This is a genomic window from Stenotrophomonas sp. 10N36 (assembly GCF_056395005.1).
Genome location: NZ_JBFTIS010000036.1, coordinates 1 through 15,255 on the forward strand (window position 1 = coordinate 1; position 15,255 = coordinate 15,255).

Here is a 15,255-nt window from a genome sequence, read left to right on the forward strand (position 1 = left end):
CCGTAAATCCATCCTTGGAGGCTCGTGGGCGCCATCCATGGCGCCCAACGGTCCCGCCACCTCACCCACCCCGACCCTCGACAACAGGTCGGCGCGTTTGGGAAAAGAGGAAGAGCGTGCCGACCAACGGTCGGCACCTACCACGGCGGGTATGCGTTGTCGGAGGCAATCCGCGAACGCGTTTGTGGGGAACCATCCGGAAACACACCCGTCGTTGGTCCGCTGCCTGGACCGGTAGAGCGGACCGTTGGTCCGCTGCCTGAAACGGTAGAGCGGACCGTTGGTCCGCTGGCCGCGCGCGGCGCGGCAATGATCAACACGCGAAAAAGATGCCACCGGAAGAACACCGGTAAAGCCGAGCCATGCTCGGCTGCTCCTACCCTCCCCATGCGGCCCGACCCACACGCAGAAAAACAGAACCAGCAGCCGTTGCCCTGAAACTCCCTACCGGTACAACACCGCCGCCTGCGTGCCCCGCCCCGGTTCGCTGTCCAGAGTCACCTTCCACCCGAACCGGTCGCACAACCGGCGCACGATCGACAATCCCAGCCCCGTGCCTTGCGGCCGCGTCGGCTCGGCCCGGTAGAACGGCTCGAACGCCCGGCCCAGCGCTTCGGCCGACATCCCGATTCCGGTGTCGCGCACCACCACCCGATCATCCAGCACATCCACATCGATGCGCCCTTCGTCGGTGTAGCTGCACGCGTTGCGGACAAGGTTGCTCACCACCACCTGCAGCACCCGCGGCGGTGCGTGCAGCTGCACCGGGCCGGCGCTGTGCAGGAAAATTTCCACCGGTCGACCCGCCATCAGCTCGCGCGCGTTGTCCACCTCGTAGCGCACGATCTCGTTGACGTCGAACAGCTCCACCTGCGGCTCCACGTCCGCCTCGCGGGCCAGGATCAGGAAGGCGTCGATCACCGCCTCCATGTCACGACCCGCGCGCTGGATGCGGTTGAGTCCGCGGCGCAGGCGCGGCGTCAGCTCCTGGTCGCCCAGGGCGATATCGCTGGCGACCCGGATCACCGTCAACGGCGTGCGCAGCTCATGGCTGGCATCGCGGGTGAAGTTGCGCTCGCGTGCCACATGCGCGGTGACCCGCGTGGCCAGCGAATGCAGGGCCGCCGCCAGCTGGCGCGTCTCGCCCTGCATGTCCGCCGGCAACTTGTCCGGCGCCAGATCGGCCGCTTCCGGGTGTCCCGGGTCCCAGCGCGACACGCGCCGCGCCAGCCAGTTCACCGGCGACACCAGCCGCTTGGACGCCCGATAGGTCACCCACGAGGCGCCATACACTGCCAGCAACGTCAGCAGCACCGGCACGATGCCGAACCAGAACGCCAGCATCTCCGCGCGCGAGCGCAGGAACACCAGGTACAGGCGCCCTTCCGGGCGCGCGTCCACAAGCACCAGCTGGTCATCGGCCTTCAGTTCGTGGAAGCCCGGCGGCAGCGCGCGCAGGTTGGCCGGCAGGCTCAACGGCGATCGCCCGGTTTCCAGCAGGTAGCCGCGGATGTTCTGCGTGTTCGGCGGCGGTTGCATCGCCGACGCATCGTGCAGCTGCCAGTAGTAGGCCGCTTCCTCCTTCAGCGCGCTGCTGACCAGGCTGTGCTTGATCACCAGCGACACCAGCCACGCGCCCAGCAGGATGCCCAGGCTGGCCAGCACGGCTTGGAGAATGAAGACGATGCGTATCTTGCGCGGCAGACCGTGCGGCATTACGGGGTCCAGGGCGGTTCGCCGCGATTATAGGGAAGCGCGCCGTGATTCCATCGTGCAAGAAACGACAACGACCCGCAAACGCGCGGGGCGTTGTCTCGATCGGGGCCGGTCACGGCCCCTCCGGTCATGCGCCAGCCACTGCGATGTGCATCAGCTCATCGGCTGGGCGATGTCGGCGATGCGGTAACCCGCGCTCTGCACGGTGTGCAGCAGGGGGCGGTCGAACGGCTTGTCGATGATCTTGCGCAGGTTGTACAGATGGCTGCGCAGGGTGTCCGAGTCCGGCAGGCCATTGCCCCAGATCTCGCGCTCGATTTCCTGACGGGTCACCACGCGGGGCGATTCGCGCATCAGGATCGTCAACAGGCGCAGGCCGATCGGCGACAGCTGCAGTTCGGTGCCAGCACGGGTGGCCCGCATGCTCACCGGATCCAGCACCAGGTCGGCCACCTTGAGCACTTCCGAGCCCACCTGGCGACGTTCGCGACGGATCAGGGCACGCAGGCGTGCTTCCAGTTCCTGGATCGCAAACGGCTTGGTCAGGTAATCGTCGGCGCCAAAGCCCAGGCCGGTCAGCTTGTCGTCCAGCGTATCGCGCGCGGTCAGCATCAGCACCGGGGTCGACTTGCGGGCGTCGTTGCGCAGCCGGCGGCAGACTTCAATGCCGTCCAGGCGCGGCAGCATCAGGTCCAGCACCACCACGTCATAACTGTTCTCCGCCGCAAGGCGATAGCCGTCCAGCCCGTCCTGGGCATAGTCGACTTCGAACCCGCGGCCTTCCAGATACTCACCGATCATCTCGGAAATATTGCGGTTGTCCTCGACCACCAGCACCAGGCCGGAGGTCTCCTTTGTCTGACGCATGGGATTCCCTCTTTCTTCAGCTTTGTGAAACATGCCGCATCGGCAGTGGAGGCGGTGTGAAGTCGCTCACACCGGAATCGAAATCGTTGTCAGAGCAGGGGTTTGAGGTGCGGCCAGACGTTGTCCAGCACCCGCGGCTGGGCTGCTGCGGTGGGATGCAGGCCGTCGGCCTGCATCAGTCCCGGCTGCAGCGCCACCCCGTCCAGCAGGAACGGCAGCAGCGGCACCTTGTACTGGCTGGCCAGCCCGGCGTACACGTCCTTGAGCCGCTGGCGGTAGGCCGGGCCGTAGTTGGGCGGCACGTCGATGCCCAGCAGCAGCACCTTCGCGCCGGCCGTCTGGCTGGCCACGATCATCTTTTCCAGGTTGCCGCGCAGCTGCACCGGGGTCAGCCCGCGCAGCGCGTCGTTGCCGCCGAGCTCGATCACCACCACCGCCGGGCGGTGCTTGGCCAGCAGGCCCGGCAGGCGGGTAAGCGCGCCGGCGGTGGTCTCGCCGCTGATGCTGGCGTTGATGATCGCCGGGGCCGGCTTCACCTGTTGTTTGACCCGCTGCTGAAGCAGGTTCACCCAGCCCGATTCGGCCGGGATATTGTGGGCAGCACTGAGGCTGTCACCGACCACCAGCACCGCGTTGGCCGGGGCGGCACCTTTGGCACACGCCAGCAACGGCGCCAGCAGCAATGCTGCCAGCATCCAGACCATCAGGGCCGTGCGGCCCTTCCACATCGCTCGGTACATTGGAGAATCCTCATCGACAGCCTGTCCCCCCGCAGCGCGTCCGTCGCCATCGCCGCCCATGACGTGGGCAAATCCGCGCGTGGCCCGGAGGGTGAAGTCCACATACTGGACAACATTGGCATGACCGTCCATGAAGGCGAGAGCATCGCCATCGTCGGCGCTTCAGGTTCCGGCAAGACCACCCTGCTCGGCCTGCTGGCCGGACTGGACCTGCCCAGCCGCGGGCGGGTCACGCTGGCCGGGTCGGACCTCAATGCCCTGGACGAGGAAGACCGCGCGCAGTTGCGCGCCCGCGAAGTGGGCTTTGTGTTCCAGAGCTTCCACCTGCTGCCGGCGCTCACCGCCGAAGAGAACATCGCGCTGCCGCTGGAGCTGGCCGGGCGCGAAGATGCCACACGCGTGCGTGAGGTGCTGGCGCAGGTGGGGCTTACCCATCGCGCCCGCCACTACCCGCGCCAGCTGTCCGGCGGCGAACAGCAGCGCGTGGCCCTGGCACGGGCATTCGTGGCCAAGCCGCGCATCCTGTTTGCCGATGAGCCCACCGGCAGCCTGGACCAGGCCACAGGTCAGCAGATCAGCGACCTGCTGTTCGCCCTCAATGCCACCAGCGACACCACGCTGGTGCTGGTCACCCATGACCTGCGCCTGGCCCAGCGCTGCCAGCGCATCTACCGGCTTGATGGCGGCCGGTTGGTGGACAGCGCGGCCGGCGTGTCCGCATGAACGTGGTCAAGCATGCCGCGCGCGCCCTGCGCCGCGAATTCCTTGCCGGTGACCTGCTCACCGTCTTCGCCGCGCTGGTGCTCGGTGTGGCGGTGATGACCGCGGTGGGCACGCTGGTCAACCGGGTCACGCTGGCCCTGACCGGCAGCGCCGCCGAAATGCTGGGCGGCGACCTGGGTCTGAACGCACGCGAGGACATCCCGCAGGCGTTCGCCGAGGCCGCGCGCGCGCGCGGACTGGCCAACACCCGCATGGTCAGCTTCCCCACCGTGCTGTTCCATGGCGACGCCAGCCAGATGGCCAACATCAAGGCGGTCAGCGACGGCTACCCGCTGCGCGGGCAGCTGCTGGTCAGCCGCGGCCTGCAGGGCACCCCCCCCGAGCCGGCCGGCGCGCCGCCAACCGGGCAGGCCTATGCCGATCCACGCCTGATGCAGGCGCTCGGCCTGAAGGTGGGCGACGCGCTGGAGTTCGGCGCGGGCAGCCTCACCGTTACCCGCGTGCTGCAGGCCGAACCGGATACCTCCGGCGAGCTGATGCAGCTCTCCCCGCCCCTGCTGGTCAACCGCGCCGACGTCGACGCGGCCGGCCTGCTCGGCCCCGGCAGCCGCGCCTCGTACCGGATGATGTTCGCCGGTGCACCGGAGGCCATCGCCGACTTCCGCGCGTGGCTGGCACCGCAGGCCAAGGGCTACCGCATCGTCGGCATCGCCGACACCCAGCGCGGCGTGCGCGGTGCGTTCGACCTGGCCGGCCGCTTCCTGTCGCTGGCCGCCCTGCTGGCGGTGCTGCTGGCCGGCGTGGCCACCGCGCTGGCGGCCAACCGCTTCGCACTGCGCCGGATCGACCAGGTGGCCATCCTGCGCTGCCTGGGCGCCCGCCAACGCGACATTCTCAGCGCCATGGCGCTGCAGCTGGTGATGCTGGCGGTGCCGGCATGCCTGGTGGGTATCGGCCTGGGCATGGCCGCGCAGGCCGGGCTGGTGCAGGCGCTGGGCGGGTTGATTCCCAACCGCTTGCCGCTGCCGCAGGCCACCCCGGCGCTGAGTGGCGCGGGTATCGGCCTGGTGCTGCTGCTGGGCTTCGGCCTGCCGCCGCTGCTGCGTCTGCGCCGGGTGCCGCCGATGCGCGTGCTCAACCGCAGCTTCGCCGCCCTGCCGCCGAGCTCGCTGCTGGTCTACGTGGCCGCACTGGCGGCCACGGTAGCGCTGACCGTGCAGGCCACCGGCGATGTGAAACTGGCCGCCTGGGTGCTGGGTGGATTGGCCGCCCTGGCCGCCCTGGCCGGCGCGCTGGGCGCGTTTCTGCTGTGGCTGCTGCGTGGCCTGCAGCCGCGCCTGCGCGGGCGCTGGAAGCTGGGCCTGGCCGCCCTCACCCGCCGCCGTGGTCTGGCGGTGCTGCAGCTGGTGGGGCTGTCGCTGTCGCTGTGCGCGCTGTTGCTGCTGTCGGTGATCGGGCCGGGGCTCCTGGCGCAGTGGCGCGACCGCCTGCCGGTGGACACGCCCAACTACTTCCTGATGAACATCCAACCCGAGCAGCGCGACGCCGTGCTGACCACCCTGCAGGGGCTGGGCGTGGCCGCGCCGGGGATCGAGCCGTTCAGTACCGGGCGCCTGCTGGCGGTCAACGACCGGCCGCCGCAGCGGCAGGAACGGCAGGACAACAGCAACGACGACGACGATGCCAACCGTCCGGTCAACTTCTCCTGGCGCCATGATTTCCCGCCGGCCAACACGCTGCTGAGTGGGCGCTACTGGGACGCTGGCAGCACGGCGGCCGAGGCCTCCATCGAACAGGGCTGGGCCGAGCGCTACGGGATGAAGCTGGGCGACACGGTGACCCTGCAGATGGGCGAGCAGCAACGCAGCTTCACCGTGACCAGCATCCGCAAGGCCGACTGGGATTCGTTCCGGGTCAACTTCTTCCTGCTGCTCAACGAAGGCGCGGTGGGCGATGCGCCCTACAACCTGATCACCGCCTTCCACCTGCCACGTGCGCAGGCCACGCAGCTGGCCGCGCTGACCCGCGACTACCCGAACATCTCGCTGCTGGATATCGACGGGATCCTGCAGCGGGTACGCGAGGTGGTGGACCGGGTGACCCAGGCGGTGCAGCTGGTGATGGGCTTCAGCCTGCTGGCCGGGCTGCTGGTGCTGCTGGCGGCGCTGCAGGCCACGGCCGGCGAGCGCCGTTACGACAGCGCGGTGCTGCGCACGCTGGGCGCCACGCGCACCCAGCTGCGCGGGGCGGTGCTGGTGGAGTTCGGCGCGCTGGGGCTGTTGTCGGCGTTGCTGGCGGTGGGCGCAGCGGCGCTGCTGGGCAGCGTGGTGGCGCGGCAGGTGTTCGAGCTGACGCTGAGCCCGCCGTGGGGACCGCTGCTGGTCGGCGGCGTGATCGGGGTGGGCCTGAGCATGCTGGCCGGCTGGTGGGGCACGCGGCGGATCCTGCACACCCCGCCGGCACTGGCGTTGCGCGAGGTGTGAGGCGGGCGCGGCGCTCAGGCCGCGTCGCGACCGACCGTGGGTCGGTTGGCGTTGAGGCGCGGCCAGCTTGGCGTGGCTCTGCCGGGGTTTGCCGACTGCACTCCAGAAAAAAGAAGCGTCTCCGATCGGGCCGGTCGCGAGCGTCAGGGCCCCGTAGCAGCCGCTAGGCCCCTGGTGCAAATGTCCCCCGGCCGCTGGGCGGCCTCCTCCTTTATTTTGCCCAGGAGCCTACCGGCTGCTACGGGGCTCGGCTTGCGGCAGAACCAAGCAGAATTCTCCGGCGCCGTCGGTGGGTCGGGCGCTGGGCCCCCATACCCTTGGAGGCGAAATAAAGGAGGAGGTGGCGGCCGCAGGCCGACGCCGGAGGCGTCGCCGGAAAGGGCATGGGGGCCCGGCGCCCGACCCGCCGACGGCTGCGTCTGGAAAGTGTCAGGGCGTTTCTGCTTGCCCGCAGATGAGCGAAGAACCTCTTTTTTGGCTCAGCGGGTGGGCGAACTTAGCGGGCGGCGTCGGCCGGTGCCTTTTCCACCCATTGCTTGAACACCGCGTCGATCTGCGCGTCCTTCACTTTCTTGCCGTCCTGGAGATCCTGGGCCTGGGTGAACAGCGGAATGATCATCGCCATCCCGTCCAGCTTCGTTTTCAGGTGCACGCCCGGCGCCTGGCCCAGGAACCCGTCCCAACGCTGGCGGACCTTGGCCCAGTAGCCGGCGGTGGCGGTCCAGTAGTCGTAGGCCGGTTTGAAGTCGACCTCGGTGGTCTTGGTGTAGTCGTTGAAGCCGAACTCGCGCGCGATCTCCTGCTGGCTGCTGTCGGCGTTGCGCAGGATCTTGGTGTTGAACTGCTCGTGCGTCCATCCGTTCGGCGTCAGCGTGTGCCGGTTGACCACCGCCAGCGCGTTGTAGTCGCTGCGCCGGGTGTACTCACGGCGCGGCAGCGGGCGCCAGCTCAGGTCGCTGGTCCACGTCGCCACCCCGTTGTCGTAGGCCCAGGTGCCCGTGCCGCAGTAGCGCGGCGCATCGCTCACTTCGTACACGCACTGGGTCCATGCACCGGCATTGACCGCGGCCGGAATGGTGCGCACCTGCCAGGTCTGGTCGGCACTGAACTCGAACCGGTGCGGTGCTTCGTACACCCAATCCTGCCGCCAGTGCTTGGTCACATGGCCGCTCTTGGGATCCACCAGCAGGTGCTGCAGGACTACCCGCGTCGGGCTGTCCTCCACCACGATCACCACCTCGTTGCCGCCGCTGCGCACCGCCGGCGCGCGCTCGTAACCCGGCTTCAGCAGCACCGTCTCGTCGAAGGCGAAGTCGACCACGTATTCGCCCTTCATCGCCACGATGCTGTCGTGGTCGCGCTGCAGGTTCGAGGGCTGGGCGTGGACCATACCGCTGCTGGCAAGCAGCAGGCACGCACTGGCTATCTGGTGTTTCATCCAAGGAGTTCCTTCAAGGTTGGCTTGCATCGCATCGTGTTGGTTACAGCCGCACCAGTGGCGGCGCACTGCGGTCCAGTGGCACCGGCGCCTGGCGCGCCGCCGTGGCACAGCAGCAGTCATCGACCCACAGCTCACCGTCTGCGCCTTCCACCCGTGCAATCCGCCGCGCCGCCGTCGCGCCCAGTGCCGACAGCGAGGCCAGGCTGGCCGACAGCCCCTGGCCGTCGTTGGCATGCAGGCGCAGCGCGCACATCCGCCATGGCTCGCCGCCCAGGCGCGTGGCCAGACGGCGCCACAGGCGCTCGGCCACGCCGCCATCGTTGACCGGTTCCGGGCGCGCCGGGAAGGCCGTCACCAGCCGGTCCCAGGCCAGGAAATCGCTGTCGGGCAGCAGGTACAGGCGCCAGCAGCAGCGGCCGCGCGCATCGGCGAAACACAGGCTTTCGCGGATGCCCTCGCTGTCCATGCCCTGGCAGGCATGGGCCGACACCGCGTGCTTCCAGCCGCCCAGCTCGCTGCTGTCGGGCCGGTACAGGCACAGCACGGTGCCCAACGCCGCCAGCTGCGTTGGCGATGGCAACGGTGCCGTACTGCGTGCACCGGCGAACGAACGTACGGCAGACAGGGCTCGGCTCATGGCGGCTACCAGCTCACGGCTAGGCTGGCCGACACGTTGCGGCCAGGGTTGGTGAAACGATCGGCCACGCTGCTGGTGGACACCAGCGACGAGGTGATCCCGGAATAGTCGATGTAGCGGCGGTCGCCGAGGTTGAACACCCCGACGTTGATCTTCGCGCCCGGCGCGACGTCCCAATGCGCCATCAGGTCCAGCACGCCGTAACCGGCCGGGGCGAACGGCGTGGTGTTGGCCACGGCGGCCGGCGGCAGGCGGTCCTTGCGCCGGGCGAAGGTGCCCACCAGTTCCACGCCCCAGCGGTCGCGGTCGTAGGCCAGGCCCACGGTGCCGCGCAACGGATCGATGGTCGACAACGGCACGTCTTCGGTCTTGTTCTGGCCGTGTGCCCACGCCACCGAGCCGTTCAACGACCAGCCGTCCAGCGCGCTGCTGAGCTGGCCGAACTCGACCCCGGCCTTCAGCTCGGCGCCGTAGATGTCCGCGTCGGCCACGTTGCGCGACTGGAACACCTGCAGGCCCTGGTTGTTGAACCCGACAAAACCCTGCGACTCGATGAAATCCTTGTAGCGGTTGTAGTAGCCGCTGACGCTGGCATACGCGGCCGCGCCGATGAAGCGCACGCCCAGTTCCAGGCCATCGCTGGTCTCCGGCTTGAGGTCCGGGTTGGGAATGGCCGTGTAGCCCAACTGCACGTTGGTGAAGCCCAGGTTGACGTCATTGAACGGCGGCGAGCGGAAGCCATGCGCGTACCCGGCAAACAGCGACCACTGGTCGGCAAAGCGCCAGACCAGGCCCAGTTTCGGCGACACACTGGTCTTGGTCAGGTCCGACACGGCCACGCCGGGGTTGTCGGTGCTGAAGATGCCATCGGCTTCCGGGCGCAGTTCGTAATGGTCCACGCGCACGCCGGGCACCAGTGACAGGCGTCCATCGGCGAAGCGCATTTCATCCTGCACGTACAGACCCAGCTCGGTGGTCTTGCTGATCGGGAAGTCGCGCACCGGGAAGGTGTCGGGCAGGATCGTGGTGTTCACCACGCCCTTGGCGTTGACCTGGAAGCCGTCGCGCTTCTGGTGGGTCTCCGTCCAGGTGCCTTCCAGCCCGTAGGTCAGCGCATGCTCGACCGACCCGGTCTGCAGGCCCTTGTGGAACACCGCCTGCAGGCCGTACACGCGCTGGTCGAAATTGAACTCGCGCTCGCGGCGGCTGGCGTTGTCGCCGCTGCCCCGGTTTTCATAGGTGCGCTGGGTGGTTTCGCTGTCCTGCCGGTACACCTGCCAGGCCAGGTCATCGGCGAAGCCCTGGCCCAGGTTGTCCATCTCGTGGCCGAACGACACGCGGGCCCGGGTCTGGTGGTCGCGCGCCTTCATCGCGGTGGTGGTTGCCGCGGCGATCACCGGCGCAGGGGGCGCCACCGACGACAACACGTTGGTGTCCACGCTGTCTTCGTTGCCTTCCACGGTCAGCTTGAAGCGCTGGTCTTGGCTGGGCGCAAACACCAGCTTGCCCAGCACGCTGCGACCGTCGCGGTCCTGCGGGTTGGCCGCGGTGCGGGTGCTGTCATTGCTGCGCCGGTCGCCCATGCTTTGGGTTTCCTGGCCCTGGCGGTGGTTGACGTTGACCATGCCGCTCCAGCGGTCGCCGCCGAAGGCGGTGGTGACGCTGCCCAGCAGCCCGTCCCACTGCCCGTCGTAGCCGACCTTCAGGCCGACGTAGCTGTTTTTGCCGTCTTTCAGATAATCGGCCGGGTCCTTGGTGACGAAGGCGACCACGCCACCCAGGGCGTCCGACCCGTACAGCGCGCTGGCGGGCCCGCGCACGATTTCAACGCGCTTGAGCGTTTCCAGGTCGGTGAAATTGCGGTTGGCATCGGAGAAGCTGCCGATCGCGAAGGCCTTGGGCATGGCGATGCCGTCGGTCTGGATCAGCACGCGGTTGCCGTCCAGGCCACGGATGCGGATGCCGCCCAGGCCGAACCGCGCCGGGCTGCTGGTCACCGACAGGCCCGGTTCGTAGCGCACCAGGTCTTTGAGGTCGCGCACCAGGTGGTTGTCCAGCTGCTCGCGGTCGATCACATCGACAGTGGCCGGCACGTCGCTCAGCGCGCGTGCGGTGCGCGTGGCGGTGACCTGCACGGGATCGAACTGGCGCGCGTCGGGTGCAGCATCAGCATCGGCAGCCGCATGCGCGGCCATCGGCAAGGCCAGCCACAAGGCGGCGCTCAGGGCAGTCGGACGGTTCTTCATGGAGGGCGGGCGATTGGCGTGACGCGGAAGGAGACCCCCGACCGACGCCAGCGACCCAAGCCGCTGACGAAGAATCGAGGGGGAGAGAGCGGTGGTACACGGCGTGCCCGCCGGGTCCGGGGGGAGGTGCGGACCCGATGGGCCATGCGCGGGCGGGTAGCGGTGCAGCTGGGCTGCCTGGCGGTAAACAGCCGACCAACGGTCGGCTCTACGTACAACCGGGCTTCCTGGCTCAACAGCCGACCAACGGTCGGCTCTACGTAGAGCCGGGCTCTGCCCGGCTCTATTTGGTCAGGATCAGCTTGTCGTTGCTGGTATGGCGCAGGCGGTAGAAGCGGTCGCCGTGCTGGATCAGGATTTCGCGGCGTCCCTTGAGCAGGGCTTCGCTGTCGATCACTTCTTCGGGCGGGACCACGCGCACCGGACGGTCGCGGAGGGTCAGCGTTTCGGGGCGCAGCAGTACAGCAGCTTGAGTGTTCATTCGTCTGGACTCGTGCGAGGGGCGAGTCAAATGATAATGATTCTCAGTTGACAATCAACAACCATTCTCAATTTGATTGATGGCATTGATGATTGATTTGCTCTTTTCGATTGATCGTATCAATCGAAAGGTGCGCACGGACCGTCGGTAGAGCCGAGCGTTGCTCGGCTGGGCCACCGGGATGTCCGGGTTGCTCGGCCCATCCAGCCGGGCAGAGCCCGGCTCTACGGGGATCCTGATGCAAGCCGGGCAGAGCCCGGCTCTACGCTTTGCGTGCCGGGACGCGTATCAGGCGAAGATCGCCTCTACCTGCTGCCAGGTGGCCTCGTCCACCTGTGCCAGCAGGTCCAGCGCGCCCAGGTTCTCTTCCAGCTGGCTGACCCGGCTGGCGCCGAGGATCACGCTGGAGACGTTCGGGTTGCGCAGGCACCAGGCGATGGCCAGCTGCGCCGGGGACAGGCCGAGGCCGGCGGCCAGCGCGGTGTAGCCGCGGACCTTGTCCAGCCGGTTGCCGGCCGGGTCCAGCACCATGTCCTTGAGCCAGCCCATCTGTTCCTGGCCCAGCCGCGACTGCGCATCCACGCCGTCGTTGTACTTGCCGGTCAGCAGGCCCGAGGCCAGCGGCGACCAGATCGTGGTGCCCAGGCCCGGGTCGGCGTACAGCGGGGCGTACTCCTGTTCCACGCGCTCGCGGTGCAGCAGGTTGTACTGCGGCTGCTCCATCGAAGGCAGGTGCAGGTTCTGCGCGCGCGCCACGGCCACGGCCTCCTGCAGCTGGGCCGCCGACCACTCCGAGGTGCCCCAGTACAGCACCTTGCCCTGGCGGATCAGGGTGTCCATGGCCAGCACGGTCTCGGCGATGGGGGTGTCCGGGTCCGGGCGGTGGCAGTAATACAGGTCCAGGTAGTCCACCCGCAGCCGCTTGAGCGCGGCGTGGCAGGCGTCGGTCACGTGCTTGCGCGACAGCCCGTGCTGGGTCGGGCGCGGGTCGTCCACGGCGCCGAAGAACACCTTGCTGGACACGCAGAAGCCGTCGCGCGGCAGGCGCAGGTCGGCGATCACATCGCCCATCACCTGCTCGGCCCGGCCGCGCGCATAGCCCTCGGCATTGTCGAAGAAGGTGATGCCGTGGTCCCAGGCGCTGGCGACCAGGTTGCGGGCCTCGTCGCGGCCGATCTGGTCGCCAAAGGTGACCCAGGCCCCGAAGGACAGGGCCGACACCTTCAGGCCGGTGGATCCAAGACGTCGGTATTGCATGGGATTGTCCTCTGCTGCAGGCCCGCAACCGGGCCGGAACGGTGCCGGCCAGTGTAGCTGCCCGCCGCCCGCAAACCCTTGCCGATGCTTGCCCGATCACGGTCGATCGACCCGCAGACGCCGCTTTTCCTTGCCCCGCCCCTGCCACCGCTATAGGCTTCCCGTTTTTCGCGGCACCCCCAAGGGAAGTCTCATGGTCGAAGGTTTGGGCAGGATTGGCTTCGGCCTGTTCGGGTTGGCGGTGCTGATCGGCATCGCGTGGCTGTTCTCGAACAACAAGCGCGCCGTGGACTGGCGTCTGGTGGTAACCGGCATCGCGCTGCAGATCGCCTTTGCGGCGGTGGTGCTGCTGGTGCCCGGTGGCCGCGACGTGTTCGATGCGCTGGGCAAGGGCTTTGTCAAGATCCTGAGCTTCGTCAACGAAGGCTCAAAGTTCATCTTCGGCAGCCTGATGAACACCGAGCAGTTCGGCTTCATCTTCGCCTTCCAGGTGCTGCCGACGATCATCTTCTTCTCGGCGCTGATGGGGGTCATGTACCACCTCAACGTGATGCAGGCGATCGTGCGCGGCATGGCCTGGGCGATCACCAAGATCATGCGCGTGTCCGGTGCCGAAACCACCAGCGTCTGCGCCAGCGTCTTCATCGGCCAGACCGAGGCGCCGCTGACGGTGCGCCCGTACATTGCCAAGATGACCCAGTCCGAACTGATCACCATGATGATCGGCGGCATGGCGCACATCGCCGGCGGCGTGCTGGCGGCCTACGTGGGCATGCTGGGCGGCAACGACCCGGTGCAGCAGGCCTTCTATGCCAAGCACCTGCTGGCGGCCAGCATCATGGCGGCCCCGGCAACCCTGGTGGTGGCCAAGCTGCTGGTGCCCGAAACCGGCACCCCGCTGACCCGCGGCACGGTCAAGATGGAAGTGGAGAAGACCTCCAGCAACATCATCGACGCCGCCGCGGCCGGTGCCGGCGACGGCCTCAAGCTGGCGCTGAACATCGGTGCGATGCTGCTGGCCTTCATCGCCCTGATCGCCCTGCTCAACGCCCCGCTGACCTGGCTGGGCGAGATCAGCGGCCTGCAGGCCATGATCGGCCGTCCGACCGACCTGTCGACCATCTTCGGCTACGTGCTGGCCCCGATCGCCTGGGTCATCGGCACCCCCTGGGCCGATGCCACCACGGTAGGCTCGCTGATCGGCCAGAAGGTGGTCATCAATGAGTTCGTGGCGTACTCGGAGCTGTCCAAGATCGTCAACGGCCAGGTGCCGGGCATGAGCCTGTCGTCCGAAGGCCGCCTGATCGCCACCTACGCGCTGTGCGGTTTTGCCAACTTCAGCTCCATCGCCATCCAGATCGGTGGTATTGGTGGGCTGGCCCCGGAACGCCGCCACGACCTGGCCAAGTTCGGCCTGCGTGCAGTGCTGGGCGGCACCATCGCCACCTTCATGACGGCAACCATTGCCGGCGTGCTGACGCATTTCAGCTGATATCCGTTCTTTGAGAAACAGTCTTTATGAGTAGCAATGTCGTCGTCGTCGGTTCCTTCAACGTGGATCATGTCTGGCGTTGCGAGTCGCTCCCGGCTCCGGGCGCGACCATCGCCGGGCGCTACAGCACCGGCCCCGGCGGCAAGGGCTTCAACCAGGCCGTGGCCGCGTGCCGCGCTGGCGCCGCCACCACCTTCCTGTGCGCGCTGGGCGACGATGCCGGCGGTGCGATGGCACGTGGCCTGGCCGCGCAGGACGGCTTCGCGCTGACCGCCGAGGCCAGCACCGAGCCGACCGGCACCGGTGGCATCTACGTGGATGCCCGCGGCCGCAACACCATCGTGATCGGCCCGGGCGCCAATGCCGCGCTGAGCGTGGACTTCGTGCAGGCGCAGCGCGATCTGCTGGGCGGCGCCAAGGTGGTGCTGGCCCAGCTGGAATCGCCGGTGGAAACCATTGAAGCGGCGCTGGCGCTGGCCCGCGAGGCCGGTGTCACCACCGTGCTCAACGCGGCCCCGGCCGACGCCCCGTCCAGCATCGGCCTGCTCAAGCTGGCCGATGTGCTGACCCCCAACGAGACCGAGTTCGCTGCCCTGCTCGGCCGCCACGTGGGCGAGCGTGTGGATGCCAACGACGTGGCCGCGCTCGACGGTGCCAGCCTGCATGCGCTGTGCCGCAAGCTCACCGGCACCGGCACCGTGGTGGTGACGCTGGGTTCGGTGGGCGTGTTCGTGTCCCACGCCGAAGACAATCCGCGCGGCGATACCCAGCCGTACTACCGGGTGGGCGCCGAGCAGGTGCAGGTGCTGGACACCACCGGTGCCGGCGATGCCTTCAACGGCGCCCTGTGCGCCTCGATCGCGCAGGACCCGGACGCGGCCTTCATCCGCCACGTGCGTTTTGCCAACCAGTTCGCCGGCCGCTCCACCGAGAAGGAAGGCGCCGCCGTGGCGATGCCGCACTTCACCCCCGGTGATGCCGAAAGCAAGTAAGCGTCACGGTTGCGTAATACCAAGGCCAGCGTTCGCGCTGGCCTTTTTTTTAAGCCTGCGTTGACCCTTTGCAGGCGCGGTTGTTGGTGGGTCGGTCGCTGGGCCCCGATGCCCTTTCCGGCGAATGTCCCCCGGCGTCGGCCTGCGGCCGCCCCCTCCTCCTTTATTTCGCCTCCAAGG

The 15,255-nt window shown here is 68.1% G+C and carries 12 protein-coding genes; 4 read left to right on the forward strand and 8 right to left on the reverse strand.

The window, feature by feature from the left end; all coding sequences use genetic code 11:
* Positions 1-444: 444 nt before the first annotated feature.
* From AC1DCJ_RS20025 to AC1DCJ_RS20035, 3 genes are all read right to left on the reverse strand, one after another.
* Positions 445-1,716 carry a sensor histidine kinase gene (locus tag AC1DCJ_RS20025; protein ID WP_137191012.1) on the reverse strand — a complete coding sequence of 424 codons (1,272 nt, stop codon included), beginning with the start codon at positions 1,714-1,716 and terminating at the stop codon, positions 445-447.
* Between the two features lie 153 nt (positions 1,717-1,869).
* Complete coding sequence (locus tag AC1DCJ_RS20030) at positions 1,870-2,583, reverse strand: response regulator transcription factor (RefSeq protein WP_019182442.1); 714 nt, start codon at positions 2,581-2,583, stop codon at positions 1,870-1,872.
* Between the two features lie 89 nt (positions 2,584-2,672).
* Positions 2,673-3,323: an arylesterase gene (locus AC1DCJ_RS20035; protein ID WP_314405316.1), complete on the reverse strand. Its 651-nt coding sequence runs from the start codon at positions 3,321-3,323 to the stop codon at positions 2,673-2,675.
* Positions 3,324-3,443: 120 nt separating this feature from the next.
* Between AC1DCJ_RS20035 and AC1DCJ_RS20040 the strand changes: the two genes are divergently transcribed.
* Complete coding sequence (locus tag AC1DCJ_RS20040) at positions 3,444-4,046, forward strand: ABC transporter ATP-binding protein (protein WP_313247298.1); 603 nt, start codon at positions 3,444-3,446, stop codon at positions 4,044-4,046.
* A complete protein-coding gene (locus AC1DCJ_RS20045; RefSeq protein ID WP_478071775.1) occupies positions 4,043-6,529 on the forward strand; it encodes an ABC transporter permease in 2,487 nt (828 codons plus the stop codon). The genes AC1DCJ_RS20040 and AC1DCJ_RS20045 overlap by 4 nt, the downstream gene beginning before the upstream one ends.
* A gap of 496 nt (positions 6,530-7,025) precedes the next feature.
* Here the strand turns inward: AC1DCJ_RS20045 and AC1DCJ_RS20050 are convergent, their stop codons facing one another.
* The 5 genes from AC1DCJ_RS20050 to AC1DCJ_RS20070 form a co-directional block, all read right to left on the reverse strand.
* Complete coding sequence (locus tag AC1DCJ_RS20050) at positions 7,026-7,967, reverse strand: DUF6607 family protein (protein WP_478071776.1); 942 nt, start codon at positions 7,965-7,967, stop codon at positions 7,026-7,028.
* 43 nt (positions 7,968-8,010) lie between these two features.
* Positions 8,011-8,607: a ChuX/HutX family heme-like substrate-binding protein gene (locus AC1DCJ_RS20055; RefSeq protein ID WP_141059161.1), complete on the reverse strand. Its 597-nt coding sequence runs from the start codon at positions 8,605-8,607 to the stop codon at positions 8,011-8,013.
* Positions 8,608-8,612: 5 nt separating this feature from the next.
* The gene (locus tag AC1DCJ_RS20060; protein WP_478071777.1) at positions 8,613-10,853 is read right to left on the reverse strand and encodes a TonB-dependent hemoglobin/transferrin/lactoferrin family receptor; all 2,241 of its coding nucleotides are present in this window, start codon (positions 10,851-10,853) and stop codon (positions 8,613-8,615) included.
* Between the two features lie 283 nt (positions 10,854-11,136).
* Positions 11,137-11,334 carry a hemin uptake protein HemP gene (gene hemP, locus AC1DCJ_RS20065; RefSeq protein ID WP_019182448.1) on the reverse strand — a complete coding sequence of 66 codons (198 nt, stop codon included), beginning with the start codon at positions 11,332-11,334 and terminating at the stop codon, positions 11,137-11,139.
* 288 nt (positions 11,335-11,622) lie between these two features.
* The gene (locus AC1DCJ_RS20070; protein WP_478071778.1) at positions 11,623-12,591 is read right to left on the reverse strand and encodes a potassium channel beta subunit family protein; all 969 of its coding nucleotides are present in this window, start codon (positions 12,589-12,591) and stop codon (positions 11,623-11,625) included.
* A gap of 193 nt (positions 12,592-12,784) precedes the next feature.
* On the opposite strand from AC1DCJ_RS20070, the gene AC1DCJ_RS20075 reads away from it, so the two are divergent.
* Both AC1DCJ_RS20075 and AC1DCJ_RS20080 read left to right on the forward strand, forming a co-directional pair.
* Positions 12,785-14,083 carry a NupC/NupG family nucleoside CNT transporter gene (locus AC1DCJ_RS20075; RefSeq protein WP_038690453.1) on the forward strand — a complete coding sequence of 433 codons (1,299 nt, stop codon included), beginning with the start codon at positions 12,785-12,787 and terminating at the stop codon, positions 14,081-14,083.
* 26 nt (positions 14,084-14,109) lie between these two features.
* On the forward strand, positions 14,110-15,075 hold the full coding sequence (locus AC1DCJ_RS20080; RefSeq protein WP_137191019.1) for a ribokinase: 966 nt from the start codon (positions 14,110-14,112) through the stop codon (positions 15,073-15,075).
* Positions 15,076-15,255 lie beyond the last annotated feature (180 nt).

Coding starts and splice junctions, on each gene's coding strand:
- AC1DCJ_RS20025 (WP_137191012.1), bottom strand. CDS start 1,716: ATGCCGCACGGTCTGCCGCGCAAGATACGCATCGTCTTCATTCTCCAA.
- AC1DCJ_RS20030 (WP_019182442.1), bottom strand. CDS start 2,583: ATGCGTCAGACAAAGGAGACCTCCGGCCTGGTGCTGGTGGTCGAGGAC.
- AC1DCJ_RS20035 (WP_314405316.1), bottom strand. CDS start 3,323: ATGTACCGAGCGATGTGGAAGGGCCGCACGGCCCTGATGGTCTGGATG.
- AC1DCJ_RS20040 (WP_313247298.1), top strand. CDS start 3,444: ATGACCGTCCATGAAGGCGAGAGCATCGCCATCGTCGGCGCTTCAGGT.
- AC1DCJ_RS20045 (WP_478071775.1), top strand. CDS start 4,043: ATGAACGTGGTCAAGCATGCCGCGCGCGCCCTGCGCCGCGAATTCCTT.
- AC1DCJ_RS20050 (WP_478071776.1), bottom strand. CDS start 7,967: ATGAAACACCAGATAGCCAGTGCGTGCCTGCTGCTTGCCAGCAGCGGT.
- AC1DCJ_RS20055 (WP_141059161.1), bottom strand. CDS start 8,607: ATGAGCCGAGCCCTGTCTGCCGTACGTTCGTTCGCCGGTGCACGCAGT.
- AC1DCJ_RS20060 (WP_478071777.1), bottom strand. CDS start 10,853: ATGAAGAACCGTCCGACTGCCCTGAGCGCCGCCTTGTGGCTGGCCTTG.
- hemP (WP_019182448.1), bottom strand. CDS start 11,334: ATGAACACTCAAGCTGCTGTACTGCTGCGCCCCGAAACGCTGACCCTC.
- AC1DCJ_RS20070 (WP_478071778.1), bottom strand. CDS start 12,591: ATGCAATACCGACGTCTTGGATCCACCGGCCTGAAGGTGTCGGCCCTG.
- AC1DCJ_RS20075 (WP_038690453.1), top strand. CDS start 12,785: ATGGTCGAAGGTTTGGGCAGGATTGGCTTCGGCCTGTTCGGGTTGGCG.
- AC1DCJ_RS20080 (WP_137191019.1), top strand. CDS start 14,110: ATGAGTAGCAATGTCGTCGTCGTCGGTTCCTTCAACGTGGATCATGTC.